Origin of the sequence: Streptomyces sp. CRCS-T-1, from assembly GCF_024442335.1 — a bacterium.
GTDB classification, from domain to species: Bacteria; Actinomycetota; Actinomycetes; order Streptomycetales; family Streptomycetaceae; genus Streptomyces; species Streptomyces koelreuteriae.
Genome location: NZ_CP101651.1, coordinates 7,830,197 through 7,851,908 on the forward strand (window position 1 = coordinate 7,830,197; position 21,712 = coordinate 7,851,908).

The window sequence follows — 21,712 nt, forward strand, 5'->3', positions numbered from 1 at the left end:
CAGCCCACTCACGTCAGGTCCCGGCACCCCATGTTTCGTTACCTCATCAGACGCCTGCTGGCAGCGGCCGTGATCATGCTGGTGATCACCACGATCACCTTCTTCATCTTCTTCGCGCTGCCGTCCGACCCCGCGCTCCTGGCTTGCGGAAAGACCTGCTCCCCCTCCCGCCTCGCCGAGATCAAGCACTCGCTGGGCCTGGACCAGGGCTATCTGACGCAGTACTGGGAGTTCCTCAAGGGGCTGGTCGCCGGCCGTGACTTCGGCGACCAGAGCGTCCGCATCCACTGCGGGGCTCCCTGCCTCGGCGTCTCCTTCCAGACCGACACCCCCGTCCTGACGACGCTGCTCCAGGACTTCCCGGCGGACCTCTCCCTCGGTCTCGGCGCCGCGGTGGCGTTCCTGGTCCTGGGGGTCGGCCTCGGCACCGTCGCCGCGGTCCGCAGGGGCCGGGCCGCCGACAAGGCGGCGGTCGGACTGGCCCTGTTCGGTGTGTCGGTGCAGATCTACTTCATCGGCCTGCTCCTGCTGTATCTCTTCGTCGACAAGTTCCAGATCCTGCCGACCTCCGGCTACACGCCGATCACCGAGGACCCGGCCGGCTGGTTCCAGGGGCTGCTCCTGCCGTGGACCACCCTCGTCATCGTCTACCTCGCGATGTACACCCGGCTCACCCGCTCCTCCATGCTGGAGGTCTTCGCCGAGGACTACATGCGCACCGCCCGCGCCAAGGGCCTGCCGGCCGGCACCGTCGTCCTCAAGCACGGGCTGCGGGCCGCCGTCACCCCGATCATCACCATCTTCGGCATGGACGTCGGCTCCCTGATCGGCGGCTCCGCGGTCATCACCGAGTCGGTGTTCGGCATCAACGGCATCGGCAAGCTCGCCGTCGACTCCGTCCAGAACTCCGACCTGCCGGTCATCCTCGGCACCACGCTCTTCGCCGCGACGTTCGTCGTCCTCGCCAACGTCGTCGTCGACCTGGTGTACGGCCTCGTCGACCCGCGCGTACGCCTCGCCTGAGCCCTTCTTCCGTCCTTAGGAACACCCGTGTCCGTTCAGACCTCACCGCAGCCCGCGGACGTCACGCCCGCACCCGCACCCTTCCTCGACGTGACCGACCTGAGGGTGCACTTCCCGACCGAGGACGGCCTCGTCAAGTCCGTCGACGGCGTCTCCTTCAGCCTGGAGAAGGGCAGGACCCTCGGCATCGTCGGCGAGTCCGGCTCCGGCAAGTCGGTGACCTCGCTGGCCCTGCTCGGACTGCACAAGGGCACCAGCGCCCGGGTCTCCGGCGAGATCCGGCTGGAGGGCAGGGAACTCGTCTCCCTGCCCGAGGCCGAGATGCGCGAACTGCGCGGCCGTACGGTCTCCATGATCTTCCAGGACCCGCTGTCCGCGCTGCACCCCTTCTTCACCGTCGGCGCCCAGATCGCCGAGGCCTACCGCGTGCACCACAAGGTCTCCAAGAAGGAGGCCAGGGAGCGTGCGGTGGAGATGCTGAAGCGGGTCGGGATTCCGCAGCCCGAGCGCCGCGTCAGGGACTATCCGCACCAGTTCTCCGGCGGCATGCGCCAGCGCGCCATGATCGCCATGTCCCTGGTCTGCGACCCCGCCCTGCTCATCGCCGACGAACCCACCACCGCCCTGGACGTCACCGTCCAGGCCCAGATCCTCGACCTGATCCGCGATCTGCAGGAGGAGTTCGGCTCCGCCGTCGTCATCATCACGCACGACCTCGGCGTGGTCTCCGACGTCGCCGACGACATCCTGGTGATGTACGGCGGCCGCCGCATCGAGTACGGCACCACCCGCGAAGTGCTCAAGTCGCCCCAGCACCCCTACACCTGGGGCCTGTTGCAGTCGATGCCGCACCTCACCGGCGACGTCGGCGAGCGGCTGAACCCCATCCCCGGCACCCCGCCGAGCCTGATCAACCTGCCGGACGGCTGCTCCTTCAACCCGCGCTGCGCCTACAAGGGCTGGGAGCCACAGGGGCGCTGCACGGTGGAGCGGCCCGAGCTGCGCCTCGTCTCCGGCATGGCGGGACACCTCGCCGCCTGCCATCTCACCGACGAGGCCAAACAGGAGATCCGCGGCGGGGCCGACGGTCACGAGCCGACGAAAGGGAACACGCCGTGAGCACCACGCAGCCCCTCACCGGGCCGACCACCGACCGCCCCGCCGGTGAGAACCTCCTCGAAGTGCGCGGTCTGCGGAAGCACTTCCCGCTCCGGCAGGGCATCATCTTCCAGCGGCAGATCGGGGCCGTCCGAGCCGTCGACGGCATCGACTTCGCGGTCGGGCCCGGCGAGTCGCTGGGTCTGGTCGGCGAGTCCGGCTGCGGCAAGTCGACCACGGGCCGGCTGATCACCCGACTGCTCGAACCCACCGGCGGAACCGTCCTGTTCGACGGCGAGGACATCACCCACCGGCCCGCCGCACGGATGCGGGAAGCCCGCCGCAACCTCCAGATGATCTTCCAGGACCCGTACTCCTCGCTGAACCCCCGGCACACCGTCGGCACCATCATCGAGACACCGATGCGGCTCAACGGCATCAACCCGCCCCAGGGCCACAGGAAGCGCGTCCAGGAACTCCTGGAGACCGTGGGCCTCAACCCCGAGCACTACAACCGCTACCCCAACGAGTTCTCCGGAGGCCAGCGCCAGCGCATCGGTATCGCCCGCGCACTCGCCCTGCGCCCGAAGCTGATCGTCGCCGACGAACCCGTCTCCGCGCTGGACGTCTCCATCCAGGCGCAGGTCGTCAACCTGCTCCAGGACCTCCAGCGGGAGTTCGGGATCGCCTTCGTCTTCATCGCCCACGACCTAGCCGTCGTACGGCACTTCTCCGAACGGGTCGCCGTGATGTACCTCGGCAAGATCGTCGAGGTCGCCGACCGCGAGTCCCTCTACACCCGCCCGCGGCACCCCTACACGCACGCGCTGATGTCCGCCGTACCCGAGGCCGACCCGGACGCGACCGAGCGGCGCGAACGCATCCGGCTGGCCGGCGACGTGCCCTCACCGATCGACCCGCCCTCCGGCTGCCGCTTCCGCACCCGCTGCTGGAAGGCCCAGGACAGATGCGCCACCGAGGAGCCACCGCTGGTGCGCGTCGAGGGCAGCCCCTCGGGCCATCTGACCGCCTGCCACTTCCCCGAGGAGCCGACCGTCACGGCGCGAGCGCGGGACATCGTCCTCGATCCGGCGCTCACGGGGCTGAAGGAGAGCCCCTGACCGAGCGGCCCGGGCAGGCGGTGGACGGCATCCGCGTCAGGGGCTGCACTCGCCCTTGCGGACCGAGCTGACCCTGTTGTCCCAGTCGGACTGGAACGGGCCCTTGGCCCCCGGGTAGATGCGCAGATACTCGGTGCCGCCGTAGCCGCGCTCGTCGTAGACGCACCAGACCGAGTCAGGGACCTTGTGGATGAGGGACGACGCCCGGTTGTCCATGCTCTGCCGCGCGAGGTCGGGCGAGCCGCTGCGGAAGCTGGCCATGAGGCCGGTGCCGTCGGGGCCGTCGAAGAGGCAGAAGTGGTTCGCCGGGCAGCGGTCGTACCCGCTGGGCGCGGACGTGGCCGGCGGGGCGGCGAACAGCGCGGCGGAGGCCAGGGCGGTGGACAGGAGGATGAGGCTGCGGCTGGTCGGCATGAGGTTGTTCCTTCTCTCGGGAGGGTGGGACACGGGGGTGGTGCGGGCCGTCATCGGCACAGCTGATGCGAGACGCGTTCGCTGGTGAACTGCACGAACACCGTGACGCAGTCGGCGGGGACGGCCGCCCGCTGCCAGCGGAACGCCATGGTCTGGCCCTTGCGCAGCAGCTGGGTGTGGGAGCGGCGCTCGCCGTCGGTGTCGACGAAGCCGATGGACACGCTGGCCGCGGTGTTTCCGGTGCGCTGGTAGGCCACGTCGCCGAACTCCTCGCCGGTCTCGGCCCACAGCACGCCGTTGGGCATGTCCCAGCGGCCGGAGACCTGCGGGGCGGCGACCGCGCTCTGCGCGGTCAGCACGAGCGTCGCCGCTGTCGCCAGAGCGGCCGTCGCCGACCGCAGGCGGGTACGGATGGTCATGGGAGGCTTCCTCTTCCACGAGGCGCGCCGGCCGTTCCGGCGCCGTGATCAGAGCTTGTGCCGCCCGGTGTCCCGGGCGCACGATGCGCCGGTCTCGTCTTCGTCCCGTCCCGCGGCCGGGACATGGGGGAAGAACCGCTCGTGCGGGGGCGGCGCGGCGGCGACCGTCGGCAGTACCGCGCGCACCCGGGTACCGGACGAGCCGCTCGTCACCTGGCAGACCCCGCCCAGTTCCCGGGCCCGTTCCGCCATGGACGCCAGCCCCACCGCACCGGTACGCACCCGGGCGGGCAGCCCCGTGCCGTTGTCGACGACGCTGAGGACGGCGGCGTGGGGATGCCGGGTGAGACGGATCTCGCACCGGGTGGCCCCCGCGTGCCGGACGGTGTTCGCGAGCGCCTCCGACGCGATCCGGTACACCGCGCTCTCCACGGCCGCGGGCAGCGCGGACTCGGGCGCCGCTGCCGTGTCCCCGTCCGGTGGGGACATCGGTGCGGGCGTCGGCGGCGATTCCGATGCCGATTGCCTTGCCGATTCCTGTGCGGACCCCGATTCCTGTGCGGACCCCGACTCCGTGACCACCGTGACGACGATCCCGGGCGCCGTCAGCGTCTGCGCCAGGTCCCGCAGCGCCGACTCCAGTCCCTGCTCGGCCAGCACGGCCGGACCGAGACCGTCGGTGAGACGCCGGGCCTCGACCGTCGCCTGCGCGATGGCCTCCACGGCCGGCCGCAGAGAGGTCTCGACACCGGCGGACGCCGCCGCCCGCGCCGACGGCAGGGCCGCGGCAGGCGGGGCCGGTGATGTGGCGGGCGGGGCCGGTCGTGTGGCGGCGGGCGGAAGCACCGCCAGGGCGGTGTCCAGGTGTATCCGGGCCGCGGCGAGCAGCGGGCCGAGGCCGTCGTGCAGCTCCTGGCGCAGCCGCCGCCTCTCCTCCTCCCGGGCGAGGACGAGTTGCCGCCGGGCCGCCCGCACGTCCTGCACCAGCCGCAGCGCGGCCATCGCGGGAGCGGCCTGGTCGCCCAGCAACTGCAGCAGCTCGGCGTCCCGCCCCGACAGCAGCGGCTCCCCCGAGCGCGGTGCCACCCGCAGTGTGCCGATCACCTCGTCGTGATGGCGCAGCGGGAACTCGTGCGCACCCTCGCCCCGCCACGCCCCTCCCGAGGTGGCCAGGACACAGGGACCGGAGCGGGTCACCACCTCGACCAGGGCCATGGGAAAGCGCAGATCCTCCGTCGCGCTACGGCACAGGACCACCGGCACGTCGTCCGGTTCCGGCGCCTCGCGCAGCCGCCGCGCGAGCCCGCGCACCGCCTCGTACGGCGCCGCGCTCCTGCCGTGGAAGACATGGTCGACGCGGCGGCTCGCCCACGAGGTGAGGGGCCTGAGACCGGAGCCGATCAGCACGGCCACCACCGCGACGGCGAACGCCCCGGGCCCGTCGGCGTCGGGCAGCACCGTGGAGACCGTGGCCGCGACGGCCGTGTAGGCGACGACGACGGTCGTGACGACGACGGCTGTCACGAGCAGTCGGCGGCTGGTGCGGTCGAGCTGCCACATGCCGCCCTTGCCGATGACGTACCCGGCCGCCGTGTACCAGCCGACCGCCCCCGTGACGAAAGCCGCGATCACCGTCCACGTCGGCATCCAGGGCAGTTCCTCGGCGATGTCCCCGTATATCCACGGCAGATACGCGGCCGAGAACGCGACGGCCTCCCGGCGCGCCCACCGCCCGGCCCGGCGCCAACGACGGGCGACGACGGAGGCGTTCACCAGCGCGCACACCAGGACGAGCCAGAGGTTCAGGGCGATACAGGGCTCCAGAACGGCCAGCGCCAAGCGCTCCCACTGGCTCGCGCGCAACGGATGCGGGCCCGCGCCGGGCGCGTCCTCCACGGCCGTGGCGACGAGCGTGATCACGACGAGGACCGCGGCCAGCGCCCCCGCGTAGAGACGGACGAAGCGTCCCGCGCGGCGGGGCGCCGGGAAGGTGAGAGGCAGCACGACCATCGCGTACGCGTGCGCCAGCGAGCACAGTTGGGCGAAGAGGTGCGCGGCGAAGCGCACTCTCGGACCGGGCTCGGCCAGCAGGACGAGCTGTCCCGTCAGCAAGGGCAGCGTGAGCCCGAGCCCGGTGGCGAGCAGCAGCCAGCCCGCCGTGCGGTCCGCGGGACGTACGAGGACCAGGAAGCCCAGGACGGCGCACGGCAGGCCGACCAGGGCCGTGGACAGATCCGTGCCCATGTCCAGGCGCCAGCCGCCCACGGGCGGGCGGAGGGTGCACAGCGCTCCCCAGCCCAGCACGGACACCACGCACAGCAGAAGACTGAAGGCCGCCGCCGCCCATTCCCGCTCCCGGGCCGCGACCTGGCGCGGGCGCCGCGCATCGACCGCCCCCCGGCCGCCACCCTTTGTGATCACGCCACTACAAGTAGCATGCGCCTGTGGCAGACACCCATGCGCCCGTGGCGGACACCGTCGAAGAACACCCGCACCTCAGGGTCCTGATCGTCGACGACCATCCCCTCTTCCGCTCAGGGCTGCGCGCCGCGCTCGACAGCGCCGAGGACATCGATGTCGTCGGCGAGGCCGGGGACGCCGAGACGCTGGGCGCCCTCGTGGCCGACACCCGGCCGCAGGTGGTCGTCATGGACGTGGGGCTGCCCGGAATCTCGGGCACGGAGGCCGTGCGCGGGCTGGCCGCGAGCCACCCCGGGCTGCCGGTCCTGATGCTGACGATGTCTCAGGACGACGCCAGTGTTCTCGCCGCGTTGCGCGCGGGGGCACGTGGGTATCTGGTGAAGGGGTCGGGGCGGGACGCGGTGCTCAGCGCCGTGCGGACCGTCGCGACCGGAGGGGCCGTCTTCGGGCCCGAGATCGCCGACCGGATCGCCGCCCTGCTCTCCGGGGCGCGCCGGGCGCTCCCCGACCAGCCCTTCCCCGAACTGACCCGGCGGGAGGGGGAGGTGCTGGAGCTGGTGGCGCGCGGCTACGACAACCGCCGCATCGCCCGGGAACTGGTCCTCTCGGACAAGACCGTACGCAACAACGTGAGCCGCATCTTCGCCAAGCTCCAGGTCACCCGCCGCGCCGAGGCCGTCTCCCAGGCACGCGACGCGGGACTGGGCGCCCCGCCGCCCGCTCGGGACCGCCGCTCACCGCACCCCATGTGACCCCTGCGGGCCGTCGGGACCGCTGAAACCGGTCAGCAGCTCCGGCACCAGGAGACGGAGCCGATCCGCCACGGGAATCGCGGCGACTCTCCGATGGGCAGTTCCAGGCTGCGCCCCGGGTTCGTGCAGCTGCCCTCTCTGAAGACGTAGTAAGCCCGGTCGGAGTTGTTGATGACCGATCCGGGCGAGAGCTCCGCGAAGTCGTGACAGCCGTTCGGCTCCTCGTTCGGGACGGGCGGGCCGCCCCACTGGAAACCCTGGAAGTCGGCGTGCTCCCAGAGACAGATATGACCCTGTGGGCACTGCGCTCGCGCCGCCGCTGACGGCGCGGGAGCCGAGTGGGCGGCCGTGACCGGGGACATCGCGGCCACCGTGGTGAGCAGCGCGGTGAGCAGGGTGCGGACTCGCATGGGCGCTCCAAGGATCGGTTTCAAGCCCTTTCCGGAGAGCTACCCGTGCCGTCGGCGGCGGCACGGGGCTTCACCCGAAAGAGTTCGCAACCGGCCCTCGTGCGGGGTGTGTTGCGGTGGTCGGCGGTCGGTGACCGCCGGGGCGTCAGATCGCCGCGTAGTTCCGCAGGAACAGGGCCTCCGCCACCGACAGCCGCTCCAGTTCCCCGGGGGAGACGCTCTCGTTGACCGCGTGGATCTGGGCCTCCGGCTCGCTCAGCCCGATGAGCAGGATCTCCGCACGCGGGTAGAGGGCGGCGAGGGTGTTGCACAGCGGGATGGAGCCGCCCTGGCCCGCGTACTGCATCTCCTGGCCCGGGTACGCCACCGCCATCGCGGCGGCCATGGCCTGGTAGGCCGGGCTGGTGGTGTCGGCGCGGAAGGCCTGGCCCTCGCCGATCTGCTCGGTGCTCACCCGCGCGCCCCAGGGCGTGTGCGCCTCCAGATGCGCCTGGAGCAGCTTGGTCGCCGCACCCGCGTCCACGCCCGGCGGCACCCGCAGGCTGATCAGCGCACGGGCGCTCGACTGCACGGACGGGGTGGCGCCGACGACGGGCGGGCAGTCGATGCCGAGGACCGTGACGGCCGGGCGCGACCAGATCCGGTCGGCGACCGTGCCGGACCCGATCAGCTCGACGCCGTCCAGCACCTTGGCGTCCTGCCGGAACTGCTCCTCGTCGTACTGCAGGCCTTCCCAGGCCGAGTCCGAGGCGAGCCCGTCGACGGTCGTCGAGCCGTCCTCTGCGCGCAGCGAGTCCAGGACGCGGATCAGCGCGGCGAGCGCGTCGGGCGCGGCACCGCCGAACTGGCCCGAGTGCAGATTGCCCGCGAGGGTGTCGACGCTGACGCGGACGAGGGTCATACCGCGCAGCGTGGAGGTCACCGTCGGCAGGCCGACTCGGAAGTTGCCCGCGTCGCCGATGACGATCGTGTCGGCCTCCAACAGGCCCGGGTGCTCCTCGGCGTACCGCTCCAGACCGCCCGTGCCCTGCTCCTCCGAGCCCTCGACGATCACTTTGACGTGCACGGGCACGCCGCCGTTCGCCTTCAGCGCGCGCAGCGCGAGCAGATGCATGATCACACCGCCCTTGCAGTCGGCGGCGCCACGCCCGTACCAGCGTCCGTCGCGCTCGGTCAGCTCGAACGGCGGGGTGGTCCAGCCGGCCTCGTCCAGCGGCGGCTGCACGTCGTAGTGGGCGTAGAGCAGGACGGTCTTCGCACCCTCCGGGCCGGGGAGGTAGCCGTAGACCGACTGGGTGCCGTCGGGGGTGTCGAGCAGGGCCACGTCCTGGAAGCCCTCGGCGGTGAGCGCGTCCGAGATCCAGCGGGCGGCGCCCTCGCTCTCGCTCCTCGGGAACTGGTCGAAGTCCGCCACCGACCGGAAGGCCACCAGTTCGGTGAGTTCCGTCTTCGCCTCCGGCATCAGAGAGGCGACGGTCTCGGCGACCGGATTCGACGACATGGGCACGCTCCTTGTGGGTGCGACGTTGAAGAGTTGAGTGCTGTAGATCCTCCCACAGCGGGCCCTGACCAGGTCCGCCGTAGGATGCGGGAGACAGCAGGGCAGGCGGCTTGATCGGGAGCAGTAGACCATCGTGAGCAGCGAGAACTCTTCGGCGGACGACGCGCGGCAGGTGTGGGACGTCGTCGTGGTGGGTGCGGGACCCGCGGGAGCTTCGGCCGCGTACGCGGCGGCGGTCGCGGGCAGACGTGTGCTGGTGCTGGAGAAGGCGGAGCTGCCGCGGTACAAGACGTGCGGCGGCGGCATCATCGGCCCCTCGCGCGACGCCCTCCCGCCGGGCTTCGAGCTGCCGTTCAAGGACCGGGTGCACGCGGTGACGTTCTCGCACAACGGCCGCTTCACGCGGACCCGCCGGTCCAAGCAGATGCTGTTCGGGCTGATCAACCGGCCCGAGTTCGACCAGCAGCTCGTCGAGCACGCGCAGAAGGCGGGCGCCGAGCTGCGGACGGGTGTCACCGTCCAGCGGGTCGAGCAGCACGGCTCGGAGGTGCCGGACCGGCGCACGGTCGCGGTCGTCCTGCAGGGTGGCGAGGTCCTGCTCGCGCGAGCGGTGGTCGGGGCGGACGGCAGCGCCAGCCGTATAGGGGCGCATGTCGGGGTCAAGGTCGACCAGGTGGATCTCGGCCTGGAGGCGGAGATCCCGGTGCCGGAGACCGTCGCCGAGGACTGGAAGGGGCGGGTGCTCATCGACTGGGGCCCGATCCCCGGCAGTTACGGCTGGGTCTTCCCCAAGGGCGACACCCTCACGGTCGGGGTGATCTCGGCCCGGGGTGAAGGCGCCGCGACGAAGCGGTACTTGGAGGAGTTCATCGGCCGCCTCGGCCTCGCCGGCTTCGAACCGAGCATCTCGTCCGGGCACTTGACCCGCTGCCGGGCCGACGACTCGCCGCTGTCGCGCGGCCGGGTGCTGGTCTGCGGCGACGCGGCGGGGCTGCTGGAGCCGTGGACCCGCGAGGGCATCTCCTTCGCGCTGCGCTCCGGCCGGCTCGCGGGGGAGTGGGCGGTGCGGATCGCCGAGGCGCACGACGCGGTGGACACGCGCCGGCAGGCCCTCAACTACGCGTTCGCGGTCAAGGCAGGGCTCGGCGTGGAGATGAGCGTCGGCAAGCGGCTGCTGACGGCGTTCGAGCGTCGCCCCGGTCTGTTCCACGGTGCGCTGATGGGCTTCCGCCCGGCCTGGAAGGGCTTCAAGGACATCACGCGGGGTGCCACGTCGCTGGGCGAGATCGTCCGTACCCATCCCATGGCCCAGCGGGCGCTGACGGCGGTTGACCGTCGTCCCGCGTCGGACGGCGAGGTTAGCTCGTCACCGTGATCTCGAAGACCGGGTGGTCGGGGGCGATCCGGCGCAGCTCGTCGTCCGGGGAGTCCGGGCCCACCCCGTTGAAGAAGACCCCGACCTCCGCCTTCCAGCGCTTGAGGTAGGCGCGCAGGATCGGGGTCTTGTCGTCGTCGGCCACCTCGGTCGCAGTGAAGGTGTCCACGCGCTTGCCGAGGTGCAGTTCGCCGCCGCCCGAGGCGCGCATGTTGCGCGTCCACTGGACATGACCGCGGGGCGCGACCAGGTACTTGCGGCCGTCCAGGGTCATCAGGTTGACCGGGGTGGTGCGCCACTGCCCGCTCTTGCGGCCGCGGACGGCGAGGACGCGGGAGCCCCAGACGCTGATGCCGCGGCGGGTCATCCAGGCCACGAAGCGGTTGATGACGTTGACGGTGACCCAGCCGGGCTTCTGGACGTGTGTGGACATGGGGTCCCCCTGGTCTCCGGGTGGCGGATCGGTGCTCTCTTTTGTGAGCACTGCTCTCTCTCGCTGGGTTCAGTCTGCCCGAGGTCGGCACTCCAGGGCAAGAGCACTGCTCTCGTTTGTGTGCACTGCTCTACTTTCATGGCACACTTCGCCGTATGAGCACCGCACACGGCGCCCGGGCCCGGGCCAGGATCGAAGTCACCGCGGCCATCAAGGACGAGGCCCGCAGACAGCTCGCCGCGGAGGGCGCCGCGAGGCTCTCCCTGCGTGCCGTGGCCCGTGAGCTCGGCATGGTCTCCTCCGCGCTGTACCGCTACTTCCCCAGCCGTGATGACCTGCTGACCGCTCTCATCATCGATGCCTACGACTCCCTCGGCGAGCGGGCCGAGGCGGCCCATGAGCCGGCGGCCGACCCCTTCCGGCGATGGGTCGCGGTCTGTGAGGCGGTGCGGGGCTGGGCGCTGGACCACCCCCACGAGTACGCGCTGATCTACGGATCGCCCGTGCCCGGCTACACCGCCCCCGAGACCACCGTCCCGCCCGCCGCCCGCGTCGGCCTGCTGCTCATCGGCATCGCCCGCGACGCCCACCACGCCGCCGGCCTGACCGGACCCTCGCTGCCGGCCGAACTGCGCCCGGAGGCCGAGCGGATCGCCGCCGACCTCGCGCCCGACCTCCCCCCGGCAGCGGCGGCGGCTCTCGTCGCGGCCTGGGCCCAGCTCTACGGCTTGGTCGGCTTCGAGCTGTTCGGGCAGTTCCACCGGGTCGTGGAGGACCGGGAGACGTTCTTCCGCCACGCGGCGGGGCGACTCGCCCAGGGGGTGGGGCTGGTAACCGGACCTACCGAGGGCGCAGCGCCAGGCCGCTGATGTCGGCGGTGGGCGGGGTGCCCTCGCTCAGGAGCAGCGTGGGAACTCCGGTAACTCCGGCGACGGCATCTCGCATCCTCTCCACGGGGTGTCTCCACGGAAGTGAGGGGAGCCTGACAACGGGCGGCCGTGTACTTCCCGGGGAGTACACGTGATCACCACGCCTGGCTGACGCCGCTCCGGGCGGGCGGCGTCTAGCGTGGCCGGTATGGACGAGCAGCGCGCGCGGGGTGGGCCGCCTCAGTGGTGGCGCCATGGGCCTCCGTGGTGGGACCGGTGGGGGGAGGGGGAGCGTGCGCCCCGGTGGCCCTGGCGGTCCACCGTCGCCGTCACGGTCTTCGTGCTGGTCGGCTCGAACTTCGCCGCGCACGGCCAGGAGGGCGAGCGGGCGGAACTCGACCTGTTCGCGCGCTTGCTGCTGCTGGTGGCCGGAGGGCTGTTGCTGTGGCGGAAGCGGTATCCGGTGGCCGTGGTCTTCGGCACGGCGGCTGCCGCCCTGCTCTACCTGGGGGCCGGGTATCCGTACGGGCCGGTGCTCCTCACCGTCGCACTGGCGTGCTTCAGCGCGATCGTCGCCGGGCACCGCCGGGCGGCGTGGGCCGCGATGGGAACGCTGTGGGCCGGGCACGTCCTGGTGGCGCACTGGCTGTTTCAGTGGCTGCCGCCGTCGGGGGACTCCGCCGCCTCCTGGGGCGAGGAGATCGTCGTCGCCACCTGGGTGGTGGCGATCGCCGCGGTGTCGGAGCTGTTCCGGGTCCGGCGCGAGCAGTGGGTCCGGGAGCGGGCCGAGCGTGCCGAGGCGGCGCGGCGGCGGGCCGACGAGGAGCGGCTGCGGATCGCACAGGAACTGCACGACGTCCTCGCACACAGCATCTCCGTGATCAATGTGCAGGCGGGCGTCGGCCTCGCGCTCCTCGACTCCGACCCCGAGCAGGCCCGTACGGCGCTCACCACGATCAAGGACCAGAGCAAGGAGGCGCTCGGCGAGGTGCGCCAGGTGCTCGACACCCTGCGCGCGCCCGGTGACGCCCCTCGCGCCCCGGCGCCCGGGCTCGACCGGCTGTCCGAGCTGGTGGAGCAGGCGGCGAGCGCGGGTCTCACGGTCGAGGTGGAAGGCGAGCCGCCGCGCCTCGCGCCCGGCACGGACCTTGCCGCCTTCCGCATCGTCCAGGAGGCCCTGACCAACGTCGTACGGCACTCGGGTTCGCGGCACGCGCGGGTGCGCCTCGCGCACGACGCGGACACGCTGCGGCTGCGGATCGACGACGACGGGCCCGCGACCGGCGCCGACGCGGGCGGCGGCGGCAACGGGCTGGTCGGCATGCGGGAGCGGGCCGCCGCGCTGGGTGGCACCATCGAGGCGGGGCCCCGCCCGGACGGCGGTTTCCGGGTCCTCGCCGTACTGCCGCTGACGGCGTCCGCTGCCGAGTGAACCGTCGGCGGACCGGAGGACGACGCAAGGAGGACCGGTGATCCGCGTACTGCTCGCCGACGACCAGTCACTGGTCCGGGCAGGGTTCCGGGCGCTGCTCGACGCACAGCCGGACATCGAGGTGGCAGCGGAGGCCGCCGACGGCGAGGAGGCCGTGCGCCGGATCCGCGAACTGCGGCCCGACGTCGTCCTGATGGACATCCGCATGCCCGCGCTCGACGGCCTGGCCGCGACCCGGAAGGTCACCGGGGACGCGGGCCTGAAGGACGTCAAGGTGGTCATGCTCACCACCTTCGAGCTCGACGAGTACGTCTTCGAGGCGATCCGCTCGGGTGCCTCCGGCTTCCTCGTCAAGGACACCGAGCCGGACGAACTCCTGCGCGCGGTACGGGCGGTGGTCGCGGGCGACGCACTGCTCTCGCCGGGGGTGACGCGCCGGCTGATCGCCGAGTTCGCGGCCCGCTCCAAAGAGCCCGCGGCGGCCGACGCCCTGGCGAGGCTCACCGAGCGGGAGCGGGAGGTGATGGCCCTGGTCGGTATCGGCCTGTCCAACGAGGAGATCGCCCGCCGGCTGGTCGTCAGCCCGCTCACCGCGAAGACCCACGTCAGCCGCACCATGGTGAAGCTCGGCGCCCGCGATAGGGCCCAACTGGTCGTGCTCGCCTACGAGTCGGGGCTGGTGCGGCCGGGCTGGCTGGGCTGAGCCCCCGACCGGAACCGGAGCAGCACACTGACGACCCGGGCGACGAACAGCACCGGCGCGAGCACCAGCCCGGCGCGCACCAGCAGGGTCCCCCATGTGGGCGGAAGCGCGAAGAGCAGCGCGGGACCCGCCACGGCCCCGAAGACGACCGCCGCCGCGAAGGCCGCACTGCACAGCGCGTACCCGATCTCGACGGTGACCGCGTCCCGCTCGGCCTGAGTACGCCGTCCCCCGTGACTCGTCATGAGGCGAGTCAAACAGGCGTGCGCCCGGCGGGCAAGCCGTCCCGCCGGGCGCACCGTGGAAGGCGTTCCCCCTAGTCGCGTACGGATACGCGTTCCGCCTCCCTGGGGCTGGACTTGGCGACCACGACGGACGGCCGGTCCCGGCGGGTCCGCAGGCCCGTGAGGGTGATCAGCAGACCGGCGAGGGCGATGAGCGTCACGACCACCAGGCCGGGCCGGTAGCTGTCGAGGACGGCCTGCGGGGTGGCGGCGCCCTGCTCCGGGCTGTTCGCGGTCACCACCGCCGTCACCACGGCGAGGAAGATCGCGCCGCCCACCTGGACCGAGGTGTTGAGCAGCCCGGAGACCATGCCCTGCTCGTGCTCGTCCACGCCGTTGGTGGCCTGGACGTTGAAGGACGGGAAGGTCAGCGCGAAGCCCGAGCCGACCAGCAGCATCGTCGGCAGGATCACCGACGCGTAGACGGGATTCAGGTCGATGCGCAGGAACAGGACATAGCCGGTCACCATCAGGGCGAAGCCGAGCACCATCAGCCGGGCCGTGCCGAACCGGTCGATGACGGCGCCCACCTTCGTCGCGGACAGCGCCACCAGCGCGCCCGCCGGGAGGAACGCCAGGGCCGTGTGCAGCGCGGACCAGCCGAGCAACTGCTGCATGTAGAGGGTGACCAGGAACTGGAAGCCGATGTAGCTGCCGACGAACGTCAACGCGCCGAGCTGCGCCCGCACTTGCGGCCCCGAGCGCAGCACCCCGAGCCGGATCAGCGGGCTGGGGCTGCGCCGTTCGACGGCGACGAAGGCCACCAGCAGAACGGCCACGGCGACGAAGGACGCGATGGTCCGGGCCGCCGCCCAGCCCACCTCGGGCGCTTCGACGACGGTGAAGACGAGCAGCAGCATCGAGGCGGTGCCGAGGACGGCGCCGGGGATGTCGTAGCCGCCCTGCCCGCGCTCGCGCTCAGTGCGCGGCAGCAGCCTCAGGCCCACGAGCAGGGCGATCAGCGCGATCGGGGCGGGCAGCAGCATGGTGAGCCGCCAGCTGGCCTCCGTGAGCAGGCCGGAGAAGACGAGGCCCATCGAGTAGCCGGTGGCGCCGCAGGTGGTGTAGATGGCCAACGCCCGGTTGCGCAACGGGCCTTCGGGGAACGTCGTGGTGATGATCGACAGGCCGGCCGGGGCCGTGAAGGCCGCGCTCAGGCCCTTGATGAAGCGGCTGGCGATGAGCAGCGGCCCGGAGTCGACGAGACCGCCGAGCAGCGAGGCCAGCGCGAAGACGCCCAGCGCCACCAGGAAGACCTGGCGCCGGCCCAGCAGATCGGCGGCGCGTCCGCCGAGAAGCAGCAGACCGCCGTAGCCGAGGATGTAGCCGCTGACGATCCATTGCAGCGCCGAGGTCGACAGGCCGAGGTCGGCGCCGATGGACGGCAGCGCGACGCCGACCATGGACACGTCCAGGGCGTCCAGGAACATCGCGGCGCAGAGCACCAGCAGGGTGCCCCAGAGTCGCGGAGTCCAACGTCCGTCGGACGTGGGGGTGGTGAGCGGAGAGGTCATGGCCGAGACACTACATGCACATGCATGAGATGCAAGTGCACTTAATTCGGGTGCAACAATCCCGGCTCTCTGTTACGGTGCGGCCCATGTCGGGGAAGCAGGCCGAGCAGGCGCTCGTGGAACAGTGGCGGGACATTCTGGCGCTGCACGCGCGAACACAGTGCGAACTCGACCGTGCCCTGCACGGCCATGGCCTGTGCGCCAGCGACTTCGAGGTGCTCGACGTCCTCGCCGGGTGCCGGACGCCGAAGGGCACCCCGTCCTACCGTGTGCAGGAGATCTCCGACCGGGTCCATCTGAGCCAGAGCGCGCTGTCGCGGCTGATCGCCCGGCTGGAGAAGGAAGGGCTCGTGGAGCGCTGTATGTGCTCCGAGGACCGGCGGGGCGTGCAGGTCGCGCTCACGGCGAAGGGGCGCGCGCTGCACGGCGAGGTGCTGCCGGTGCAGCGCGCGGTGCTCGCGCGGATGCTGACGGACGACTGAGCCGCCCGGGGCGCGGAGCCGTCAGACTCCGGACGTCTCCCGCCACAGCGTGGCGAGCGCCTGGTCGCCCGTCACGTTCGGCAGCGGGGCCCGGTTCCACAGGGCCAGGTACAACTGCTCGGCCGGGCCGGACAGTTCGCACTCCGCCTCGTCCGTCCCGCCCGGCGTGGTCACGGGCGGTTCCGGGGACAGCCGTACGGTCCACACCGCGCCGGTGTCCTCCGTGCGCACCCGCAGGACGCGGGGCTCGGGGGTGCGCACCCTGCTTCTGGAGCGGGCGTGGAAGCCGCGCAGCAGTTCGTCGATGCCGTCGGTCGCGAAGTCCGGGGCGACGGCGGTCGGGGCGCCCCCGCGTGCGGACTCGGCGTCGATCCGGTGCACGGCCGTCTCGTGCGCCTGCCGCCGGGTCCAGAAGGCCAGTGGGGACGGCGCGGGCAGGAAGGCCCAGCACTCCACGCCGGGCGAGGCACCGGCCAGGGTGGCGATGAGGTGGCGGTGGCTGTCGCGGTACCAGGCCACGAGTTCGGCGCCGTCGAGGTCCGGGCTCTCACCCAGCGGGCGGTGCTCGGTGAGCCCCTCGGCGACGTACGACGCGGCCCAGCGGTGCACCGCGCCCGTGTGTCGCAGCAGGTCGCGCACCTGCCACTGAGGGCAGGTCGGCACCTTCGCGTCCGTCCCGGCCTCCTCGGCGGCCGCGGCCAGCAGCAGGCCCTCTGACTCCAGCGTGTGCAGGAACTCGGCGGTCTCCATGCCGCCGAGTCTGCCGTATGGAGCCCGCTCCAGGCCCGGGGTTTCCCGCTGCCGAGTCGCCTCAGTGCTCGGCAGGCCGCCGCGTCGCCGCGCCCACGAGCGCCCCGACCGCCGCCGCCACCGCCGCGAGGACCGCCACGCTGGTCAGGGCGGCCGGCAGGGTGAACCAGTCCGCCATGAAGCCGATCGCGGGCGGCCCGAGGAGCATGCCGCCGTAGCCGAGGGTGGAGGCCGTGGCCACGCCGCTGGGGCCGGCGAGGGCGCCCGCGCGTTCCACGGCGACGGGGAAGAGGTTCGCGAGGCCGAGACCCGTGATCGCGTATCCGAGCAGGGCCGCCCACAGGGAGGGGGCGAGCGAGCCGAGCAGCATTCCGGCCGCCGCAGTGGTGCCGCCCGCGACGACGGTCCGGGTCCGTCCCAGTCGTTCCAGGAGCGTGGTGCCGGTCAGCCGCCCCACCGTCATGGCGAGCGCGAAGCAGGAGTAGCCGACGGCCGCGGCGCCCGGCGAGGCGTCCAGGTCCTGTTCCAGGTGCAGGGCGCCCCAGTCGGCCAGCGCCCCCTCGCCGTACGCGGTGCATCCCGCGATCACGCCGAAGACGATCACCAGCCCGCGGGTGCGGCCGTCCAGTCGGCGCGGGGCGTCCTGCGCGGGGCGTTCCCGCTCCGGGGGTGTCGGCGGCTCGTGCCGCAGGAGCGTCGGTCCCGCCAGGGCCGTCACCAGCAGTCCGACGACGGTGAGCAGCAGCAGATGCCGGGTGGGGGAGAGGACCCCCGCGACCAGCCCGCCCAGACCCGCGCCGACCATGCCGCCCAGGCTGAACGCGGCGTGGAAACTCGGCATGATCGGCCGCCCCAACGCGGCCACCAGCTCGACGGCCGCGCTGTTGAAGGCGACGTTGATCCCGCCGTACGCGGCGCCGAAGAGCAGCAGCACGAGGCCCAGCGCGAGGACCGAGTGGGTCAGCGGGGGCAGGGCCACGCTGAGGGAGAGCAGGACGGCGCAGACGACGGTGACCTGGTGGTTTCCGTAGCGGCGGCACAGTCGACCGGTGAGGGTCATGGTGATGACGGCACCGGCCGAGACGCCCAGGAGGGCGAGGCCGAGGGCGCTGGCGGAGGCGTTCGTCTGTTCCTTGATGGCAGGGATGCGCACGACCCAGCCGGCGAAGACGAAGCCGTCGAGGGCGAAGAAGACGGTGAGCGCGATACGGAGTCGGGTCAGAGAGCTGCCGTCGCCCGGCACGGCGCTGTGCGTTCGGGGTTTGTTTATTTGCGGCACAAACTCAGACTAGGTGGGTGCGGAGGCGGCTACAAGGTGCGACTCTAGGACGAGAGGCATCCGCCCAGAGGGAAGCCGAGGCAACTCGGGAGGACGCATGGGACGTGACGTGCCGGCCCTGGTGTTCACGCGGGAGGACCGCCGTCGCTACCGGCAGAAGATGCACACCGACCTCGAGGTGCTGGCGCGGATGCTCCGCGAGTCGGGCTTCGAGAGCGAGCGCCCCCGGGTCGGGCTGGAGATCGAGCTCAACCTGGTGGACGACGAGGGACTGCCCGCGATGCGGAACACCGACGTGCTCCAGGCGATCGCCGACCCCGCCTGGTCGAGCGAGCTGGGCCGCTTCAACCTGGAGATCAACATCCCGCCCCGTGAGCTGACGACGGGCGGCCCCGGAGACTGGGAGCGGGAGATCCGCGACGCCCTCAACCACGCCGAGGACCGCGCCGCGGCGGTCGGCGCCCACCTGATCATGGTCGGCATCCTGCCGACGCTGGGCGAGACGCATGTGAGCGAGTCCGCCCTGTCCGGCGACCCCCGGTACCAGTTGCTCAACGAGCAGATCTTCGCGGCGCGCGGCGAGGACCTGCGGATCCGGGTCGACGGAGTGGAGCGCCTGGCGACGTACGCCGACACCATCACCCCCGAGGCCGCCTGCACCAGCACCCAGTTCCACCTCCAGGTCGCCCCGAAGGAGTTCCCGCACTACTGGAACGCGGCCCAGGCCATCGCGGGCGTGCAGATCGCCCTCGCGGCGAACTCCCCCTACCTCTTCGGCAGGGAGCTGTGGCGCGAGACCCGGATCCCCCTGTTCGAGCAGGCCACCGACACCCGCCCCGAGGAGATCAAGGCCCAGGGCGTCCGCCCCCGGGTGTGGTTCGGGGAACGCTGGATCACCAGCGTCTTCGATCTCTTCGAGGAGAACGTGCGCTACTTCCCGGCCCTCCTGCCGCTGTGCGACGACGAGGACCCGCAACAGACACTCGACCGGGGCGGCGTTCCGCAACTGGACGAACTGACCCTGCACAACGGCACGATCTACCGCTGGAACCGCCCGATCTACGCCGTCACCGACAGCGGTCCGCATCTGCGCATCGAGAACCGGGTGCTGCCCGCGGGCCCCACCGTCGCCGACACCATCGCCAACGGCGCCTTCTACTACGGACTGACCCGCGCCCTGGTCGACGAGGACCGGCCGGTGTGGACGCGGATGTCCTTCTCCGTCGCCGAGGAGAATCTGCACACCGCGGCCCGCGACGGCATCGACGCCCGCATCTACTGGCCCGGAGTGGGCGAAGTGCCGGTCACGGAACTGGTGTTGCGGCGCCTGCTGCCCCTCGCCCACCGGGGCCTGGAGCTGGCCGGCATGGACGACGCCTGGCGCGAACCGCTGCTCGGCATCATCGAGCAGCGCTGTGTCACCGACCGCAACGGTGCCCTCTGGCAGGCCGAGACGGTCCACCATCTGGAGGAGGCCGGCATCTCCGACCGGCGCGAGGCACTGCGGCAGATGACCAAGACCTACATGGACTACATGCACATGAACGCGCCCGCACACACCTGGCCCGTCGACTGACCCCGCGGCATCGCCGGCTCACGCCCGGCCGGGAGCGACCTGACCCTTCCAGTCCCCGGCAGCCGTCCACGGCACCGGATCGGGCGCCTGCGCCGACGTCGTGAGCTCGATCCGCCGCCCCTCGGCCGACGAACGCAGCAGGGCCGTCATCGTGTCCAGGACGTGCAGGGCGAGTTCGCCGTTCGCACGTGGCGCCCGCTGCCCGTCGGCGGCGACGAAGTCGAGCAGTCCGACGCCGCGTGCGCCGTCCTCGTAGCCCGCCGACACCGGCAGGGTGCGCCAGCGCGTGTCGCCGAGCGCGTGCAGCCGGACCTCGCCGTCGAAGCGGTTCGGATCGGGCACCGAGAGGGTCCCGGTCTCGCCGTGCACCTCGATGGGCGCGGCCGTGGTGGCCACACCGTCGAAGCTCGTCGTGATCGTCGTCAGTGCCCCGCCCGCGTGCTCCAGCACTCCGGAGACATGACTGTCCACCTCGACCGGGATCCGCTCGCCCGCGCGCGGCCCCGAACCGATGACCCGCTCGGCGCGCAGCCGGCCGGCCGCCCCGATCACGGCACGCACGGGGCCCAGCAGGTGGACCAGGGACGCGAGGTAGTACGGCCCCATGTCCAGCAGGGGACCGCCGCCCTCGGTGTAGTAGAAGTCGGGGTGAGGATGCCAGCGTTCGTGGCCCGGGGTGACCATCACGGCCGAGGCGAACTGGGGACGTCCGATGCTCCCCGCCTCGACGGCCGCCCGGGCCGTCTGCACCCCGGTGCCCAGGACCGTGTCCGGCGCGCACCCCACACCGACGCCCGCCTTCGCGGCGGCCTCCACGACGGCACGGGCGTCGGCGAGCGTCGCGGCCAGCGGCTTCTCCCCGTAGACGTGCTTGCCGTGGCCGATGGCGCCGAGGGCGATCCCGGCGTGGGCGGCCGGGGTGGTGAGGTTCAGCACCGTGTCCACGTCCGGGCTGCTCAGCAACTCCTCGACCGTCAGCGCCTCGACGCCGGGCAGTTCAGCGGCGACGGCTGCCGACCGGGAGGCGTCGAGGTCGGCGACCGCGGTGACGCGCACGGCGGGATGCCCGGCGAGCGTGTCGAGGTACGCGCGGGAGATGACGCCGAGTCCTACGACGCCGATGCGGTGCGCGTCGCCCACAGCATGCCCCTCTCGATGATGGTGCGGACGTCGGGGTGCTCCAGCACGTCGAGGCTGTGCCCCGGTGTCGTCACCAGCACGCGCCCGGCACCCCACCGGCGGGTCCACACCGCCGGTGAGGTGACCGGCCGGTGCCAGGGCTGCCACGGCCGGGCGGGATGCGTGGTGGTGGCCAGGACGTCGATGAGGTCGTCGTGGAGCACCCAGTACTGCTCGGTGTCCAGCTTGAAGTCCTCGATGCCCGCCGTGACGGGGTGGGCGCGGCCGGCCTCGGTGAGATTGATGGTGTGCGGCAGGAAGTTGTCCTCCGCCCCGCCCCGGCGCTCGCACGGTTCCTTGCCCGGGTGGGTGGCGAACTGGCCGCCGACCAGGTGGAGATAGTCGGCCGAGGCGCGGAACGAGTCGGCGATGCCGCCGTGCCAGCCGGTGAAGCCGGTGCCGGCCACGACCGCCTCACTCAGTCCGGTCACCTGCTCGCGTGTGATCTCCGACATCGTCACGCACTGCACGACGAGGTCGGTGGCCGCCATCTCGGCGGTGTCGGCGTAGACGTCGGTCGACTCCTCGACCCGGACGGCGTATCCGTTGTCCCGGAGGAAGGGAAGGAACAGCTCCGTCGCCTTGACCGGCTCGTGGCCTTCCCAACCGCCTCGGACAACCAGGGCTCTTTTCTGCGTCATCGTGATCTCACTATGCGCGGGGCGCCCGGGCTTCGA

Annotated in this window: 22 protein-coding genes; 10 read left to right on the forward strand and 12 right to left on the reverse strand. The window is 72.1% G+C overall.

Annotated features, from left to right (window positions below):
• The first annotated feature begins 30 nt into the window (after nucleotides 1-30).
• The 3 genes from NNW99_RS35425 to NNW99_RS35435 are packed head-to-tail and all read left to right on the forward strand — an operon-like array spanning nucleotide 31 to nucleotide 3,242.
• A complete protein-coding gene (locus NNW99_RS35425) occupies nucleotides 31-1,023 on the forward strand; it encodes an ABC transporter permease (RefSeq protein ID WP_215123254.1) in 993 nt (330 codons plus the stop codon).
• 27 nt (nucleotides 1,024-1,050) lie between these two features.
• Entirely contained in the window at nucleotides 1,051-2,142 is a 1,092-nt protein-coding gene (locus NNW99_RS35430; RefSeq protein ID WP_215123255.1) for an ABC transporter ATP-binding protein, read from the forward strand.
• The gene (locus tag NNW99_RS35435) at nucleotides 2,139-3,242 is read left to right on the forward strand and encodes an ABC transporter ATP-binding protein (protein WP_215123256.1); all 1,104 of its coding nucleotides are present in this window, start codon (nucleotides 2,139-2,141) and stop codon (nucleotides 3,240-3,242) included. Before NNW99_RS35430 ends, NNW99_RS35435 begins: the two co-directional genes overlap by 4 nt.
• Before the next feature lie 36 nt (nucleotides 3,243-3,278).
• Here NNW99_RS35435 and NNW99_RS35440 read toward each other — a convergent pair whose 3' ends face one another.
• Genes NNW99_RS35440 through NNW99_RS35450 form a run of 3 tightly spaced genes read right to left on the reverse strand, consistent with a single transcriptional unit; the run spans nucleotide 3,279 to nucleotide 6,496 of the window.
• Nucleotides 3,279-3,656 carry a peptidase inhibitor family I36 protein gene (locus NNW99_RS35440; RefSeq protein WP_215123257.1) on the reverse strand — a complete coding sequence of 126 codons (378 nt, stop codon included), beginning with the start codon at nucleotides 3,654-3,656 and terminating at the stop codon, nucleotides 3,279-3,281.
• Nucleotides 3,657-3,706: 50 nt separating this feature from the next.
• Entirely contained in the window at nucleotides 3,707-4,075 is a 369-nt protein-coding gene (locus NNW99_RS35445) for a hypothetical protein (protein ID WP_215123258.1), read from the reverse strand.
• A gap of 48 nt (nucleotides 4,076-4,123) precedes the next feature.
• Nucleotides 4,124-6,496 carry an ATP-binding protein gene (locus tag NNW99_RS35450; protein ID WP_215123259.1) on the reverse strand — a complete coding sequence of 791 codons (2,373 nt, stop codon included), beginning with the start codon at nucleotides 6,494-6,496 and terminating at the stop codon, nucleotides 4,124-4,126.
• 23 nt (nucleotides 6,497-6,519) lie between these two features.
• Here NNW99_RS35450 and NNW99_RS35455 point away from each other — a divergent pair, with 23 nt between their 5' ends.
• Nucleotides 6,520-7,248 (forward strand): response regulator transcription factor, encoded by a 729-nt coding sequence (locus NNW99_RS35455; RefSeq protein WP_251058016.1) that lies wholly within the window; start codon nucleotides 6,520-6,522, stop codon nucleotides 7,246-7,248.
• A gap of 32 nt (nucleotides 7,249-7,280) precedes the next feature.
• On the opposite strand, the gene NNW99_RS35460 is transcribed toward NNW99_RS35455, so the two are convergent.
• Both NNW99_RS35460 and NNW99_RS35465 read right to left on the reverse strand, forming a co-directional pair.
• Complete coding sequence (locus NNW99_RS35460) at nucleotides 7,281-7,658, reverse strand: peptidase inhibitor family I36 protein (protein ID WP_215123260.1); 378 nt, start codon at nucleotides 7,656-7,658, stop codon at nucleotides 7,281-7,283.
• Between the two features lie 145 nt (nucleotides 7,659-7,803).
• A complete protein-coding gene (locus NNW99_RS35465) occupies nucleotides 7,804-9,159 on the reverse strand; it encodes a dipeptidase (protein WP_215123261.1) in 1,356 nt (451 codons plus the stop codon).
• Between the two features lie 133 nt (nucleotides 9,160-9,292).
• On the opposite strand from NNW99_RS35465, the gene NNW99_RS35470 reads away from it, so the two are divergent.
• Nucleotides 9,293-10,534: a geranylgeranyl reductase family protein gene (locus NNW99_RS35470; protein WP_215123262.1), complete on the forward strand. Its 1,242-nt coding sequence runs from the start codon at nucleotides 9,293-9,295 to the stop codon at nucleotides 10,532-10,534.
• Here the strand turns inward: NNW99_RS35470 and NNW99_RS35475 are convergent.
• Complete coding sequence (locus NNW99_RS35475) at nucleotides 10,518-10,967, reverse strand: nitroreductase family deazaflavin-dependent oxidoreductase (RefSeq protein WP_215123263.1); 450 nt, start codon at nucleotides 10,965-10,967, stop codon at nucleotides 10,518-10,520. The genes NNW99_RS35470 and NNW99_RS35475 overlap by 17 nt on opposite strands.
• Nucleotides 10,968-11,122: 155 nt before the next feature.
• Here NNW99_RS35475 and NNW99_RS35480 point away from each other — a divergent pair, with 155 nt between their 5' ends.
• From NNW99_RS35480 to NNW99_RS35490, 3 genes are all read left to right on the forward strand, one after another.
• Entirely contained in the window at nucleotides 11,123-11,836 is a 714-nt protein-coding gene (locus tag NNW99_RS35480; protein WP_215123264.1) for a TetR/AcrR family transcriptional regulator, read from the forward strand.
• A 208-nt stretch (nucleotides 11,837-12,044) separates the two neighbouring features.
• Nucleotides 12,045-13,268 carry a sensor histidine kinase gene (locus tag NNW99_RS35485; protein WP_215123265.1) on the forward strand — a complete coding sequence of 408 codons (1,224 nt, stop codon included), beginning with the start codon at nucleotides 12,045-12,047 and terminating at the stop codon, nucleotides 13,266-13,268.
• Between the two features lie 37 nt (nucleotides 13,269-13,305).
• Nucleotides 13,306-13,971: a response regulator transcription factor gene (locus NNW99_RS35490; RefSeq protein WP_215123266.1), complete on the forward strand. Its 666-nt coding sequence runs from the start codon at nucleotides 13,306-13,308 to the stop codon at nucleotides 13,969-13,971.
• Here NNW99_RS35490 and NNW99_RS35495 read toward each other — a convergent pair.
• Together NNW99_RS35495 and NNW99_RS35500 are read right to left on the reverse strand one after the other, a co-directional pair.
• Nucleotides 13,932-14,216 (reverse strand): DUF6332 family protein, encoded by a 285-nt coding sequence (locus tag NNW99_RS35495; protein ID WP_215123267.1) that lies wholly within the window; start codon nucleotides 14,214-14,216, stop codon nucleotides 13,932-13,934. The two genes, NNW99_RS35490 and NNW99_RS35495, sit on opposite strands and share 40 nt — an antisense overlap.
• 71 nt (nucleotides 14,217-14,287) lie before the next feature.
• A complete protein-coding gene (locus NNW99_RS35500) occupies nucleotides 14,288-15,769 on the reverse strand; it encodes an MFS transporter (protein ID WP_215123268.1) in 1,482 nt (493 codons plus the stop codon).
• A gap of 86 nt (nucleotides 15,770-15,855) precedes the next feature.
• Between NNW99_RS35500 and NNW99_RS35505 the strand changes: the two genes are divergently transcribed.
• Nucleotides 15,856-16,251 (forward strand): MarR family winged helix-turn-helix transcriptional regulator, encoded by a 396-nt coding sequence (locus tag NNW99_RS35505; RefSeq protein ID WP_215123269.1) that lies wholly within the window; start codon nucleotides 15,856-15,858, stop codon nucleotides 16,249-16,251.
• Nucleotides 16,252-16,272: 21 nt separating this feature from the next.
• Here the strand turns inward: NNW99_RS35505 and NNW99_RS35510 are convergent, their stop codons facing one another.
• A complete protein-coding gene (locus NNW99_RS35510) occupies nucleotides 16,273-17,001 on the reverse strand; it encodes a maleylpyruvate isomerase family mycothiol-dependent enzyme (protein WP_215123270.1) in 729 nt (242 codons plus the stop codon).
• 61 nt (nucleotides 17,002-17,062) lie between these two features.
• On the reverse strand, nucleotides 17,063-18,280 hold the full coding sequence (locus NNW99_RS35515) for an MFS transporter (protein ID WP_251058017.1): 1,218 nt from the start codon (nucleotides 18,278-18,280) through the stop codon (nucleotides 17,063-17,065).
• A gap of 97 nt (nucleotides 18,281-18,377) precedes the next feature.
• On the opposite strand from NNW99_RS35515, the gene NNW99_RS35520 reads away from it, so the two are divergent.
• Nucleotides 18,378-19,856, forward strand: coding sequence for a glutamate--cysteine ligase (locus tag NNW99_RS35520; RefSeq protein WP_215123271.1), 1,479 nt, complete (start codon nucleotides 18,378-18,380; stop codon nucleotides 19,854-19,856).
• 18 nt (nucleotides 19,857-19,874) lie between these two features.
• Here NNW99_RS35520 and NNW99_RS35525 read toward each other — a convergent pair whose 3' ends face one another.
• Both NNW99_RS35525 and NNW99_RS35530 read right to left on the reverse strand, forming a co-directional pair.
• Complete coding sequence (locus tag NNW99_RS35525) at nucleotides 19,875-20,996, reverse strand: Gfo/Idh/MocA family protein (protein WP_215123272.1); 1,122 nt, start codon at nucleotides 20,994-20,996, stop codon at nucleotides 19,875-19,877.
• Entirely contained in the window at nucleotides 20,966-21,676 is a 711-nt protein-coding gene (locus tag NNW99_RS35530) for a ThuA domain-containing protein (protein ID WP_215123273.1), read from the reverse strand. Before NNW99_RS35530 ends, NNW99_RS35525 begins: the two co-directional genes overlap by 31 nt.
• Nucleotides 21,677-21,712 lie beyond the last annotated feature (36 nt).

Excerpts from the sequence above, each read along its gene's own strand:
- NNW99_RS35425 (WP_215123254.1), top strand. The coding sequence starts at position 31 with ATGTTTCGTTACCTCATCAGACGCCTGCTGGCAGCGGCCGTGATCATG.
- NNW99_RS35440 (WP_215123257.1), bottom strand. The coding sequence starts at position 3,656 with ATGCCGACCAGCCGCAGCCTCATCCTCCTGTCCACCGCCCTGGCCTCC.
- NNW99_RS35445 (WP_215123258.1), bottom strand. The coding sequence starts at position 4,075 with ATGACCATCCGTACCCGCCTGCGGTCGGCGACGGCCGCTCTGGCGACA.
- NNW99_RS35460 (WP_215123260.1), bottom strand. The coding sequence starts at position 7,658 with ATGCGAGTCCGCACCCTGCTCACCGCGCTGCTCACCACGGTGGCCGCG.
- NNW99_RS35465 (WP_215123261.1), bottom strand. The coding sequence starts at position 9,159 with ATGTCGTCGAATCCGGTCGCCGAGACCGTCGCCTCTCTGATGCCGGAG.
- NNW99_RS35475 (WP_215123263.1), bottom strand. The coding sequence starts at position 10,967 with ATGTCCACACACGTCCAGAAGCCCGGCTGGGTCACCGTCAACGTCATC.
- NNW99_RS35480 (WP_215123264.1), top strand. The coding sequence starts at position 11,123 with ATGAGCACCGCACACGGCGCCCGGGCCCGGGCCAGGATCGAAGTCACC.
- NNW99_RS35485 (WP_215123265.1), top strand. The coding sequence starts at position 12,045 with ATGGACGAGCAGCGCGCGCGGGGTGGGCCGCCTCAGTGGTGGCGCCAT.
- NNW99_RS35495 (WP_215123267.1), bottom strand. The coding sequence starts at position 14,216 with ATGACGAGTCACGGGGGACGGCGTACTCAGGCCGAGCGGGACGCGGTC.
- NNW99_RS35500 (WP_215123268.1), bottom strand. The coding sequence starts at position 15,769 with ATGACCTCTCCGCTCACCACCCCCACGTCCGACGGACGTTGGACTCCG.
- NNW99_RS35505 (WP_215123269.1), top strand. The coding sequence starts at position 15,856 with ATGTCGGGGAAGCAGGCCGAGCAGGCGCTCGTGGAACAGTGGCGGGAC.
- NNW99_RS35510 (WP_215123270.1), bottom strand. The coding sequence starts at position 17,001 with ATGGAGACCGCCGAGTTCCTGCACACGCTGGAGTCAGAGGGCCTGCTG.
- NNW99_RS35520 (WP_215123271.1), top strand. The coding sequence starts at position 18,378 with ATGGGACGTGACGTGCCGGCCCTGGTGTTCACGCGGGAGGACCGCCGT.
- NNW99_RS35530 (WP_215123273.1), bottom strand. The coding sequence starts at position 21,676 with ATGACGCAGAAAAGAGCCCTGGTTGTCCGAGGCGGTTGGGAAGGCCAC.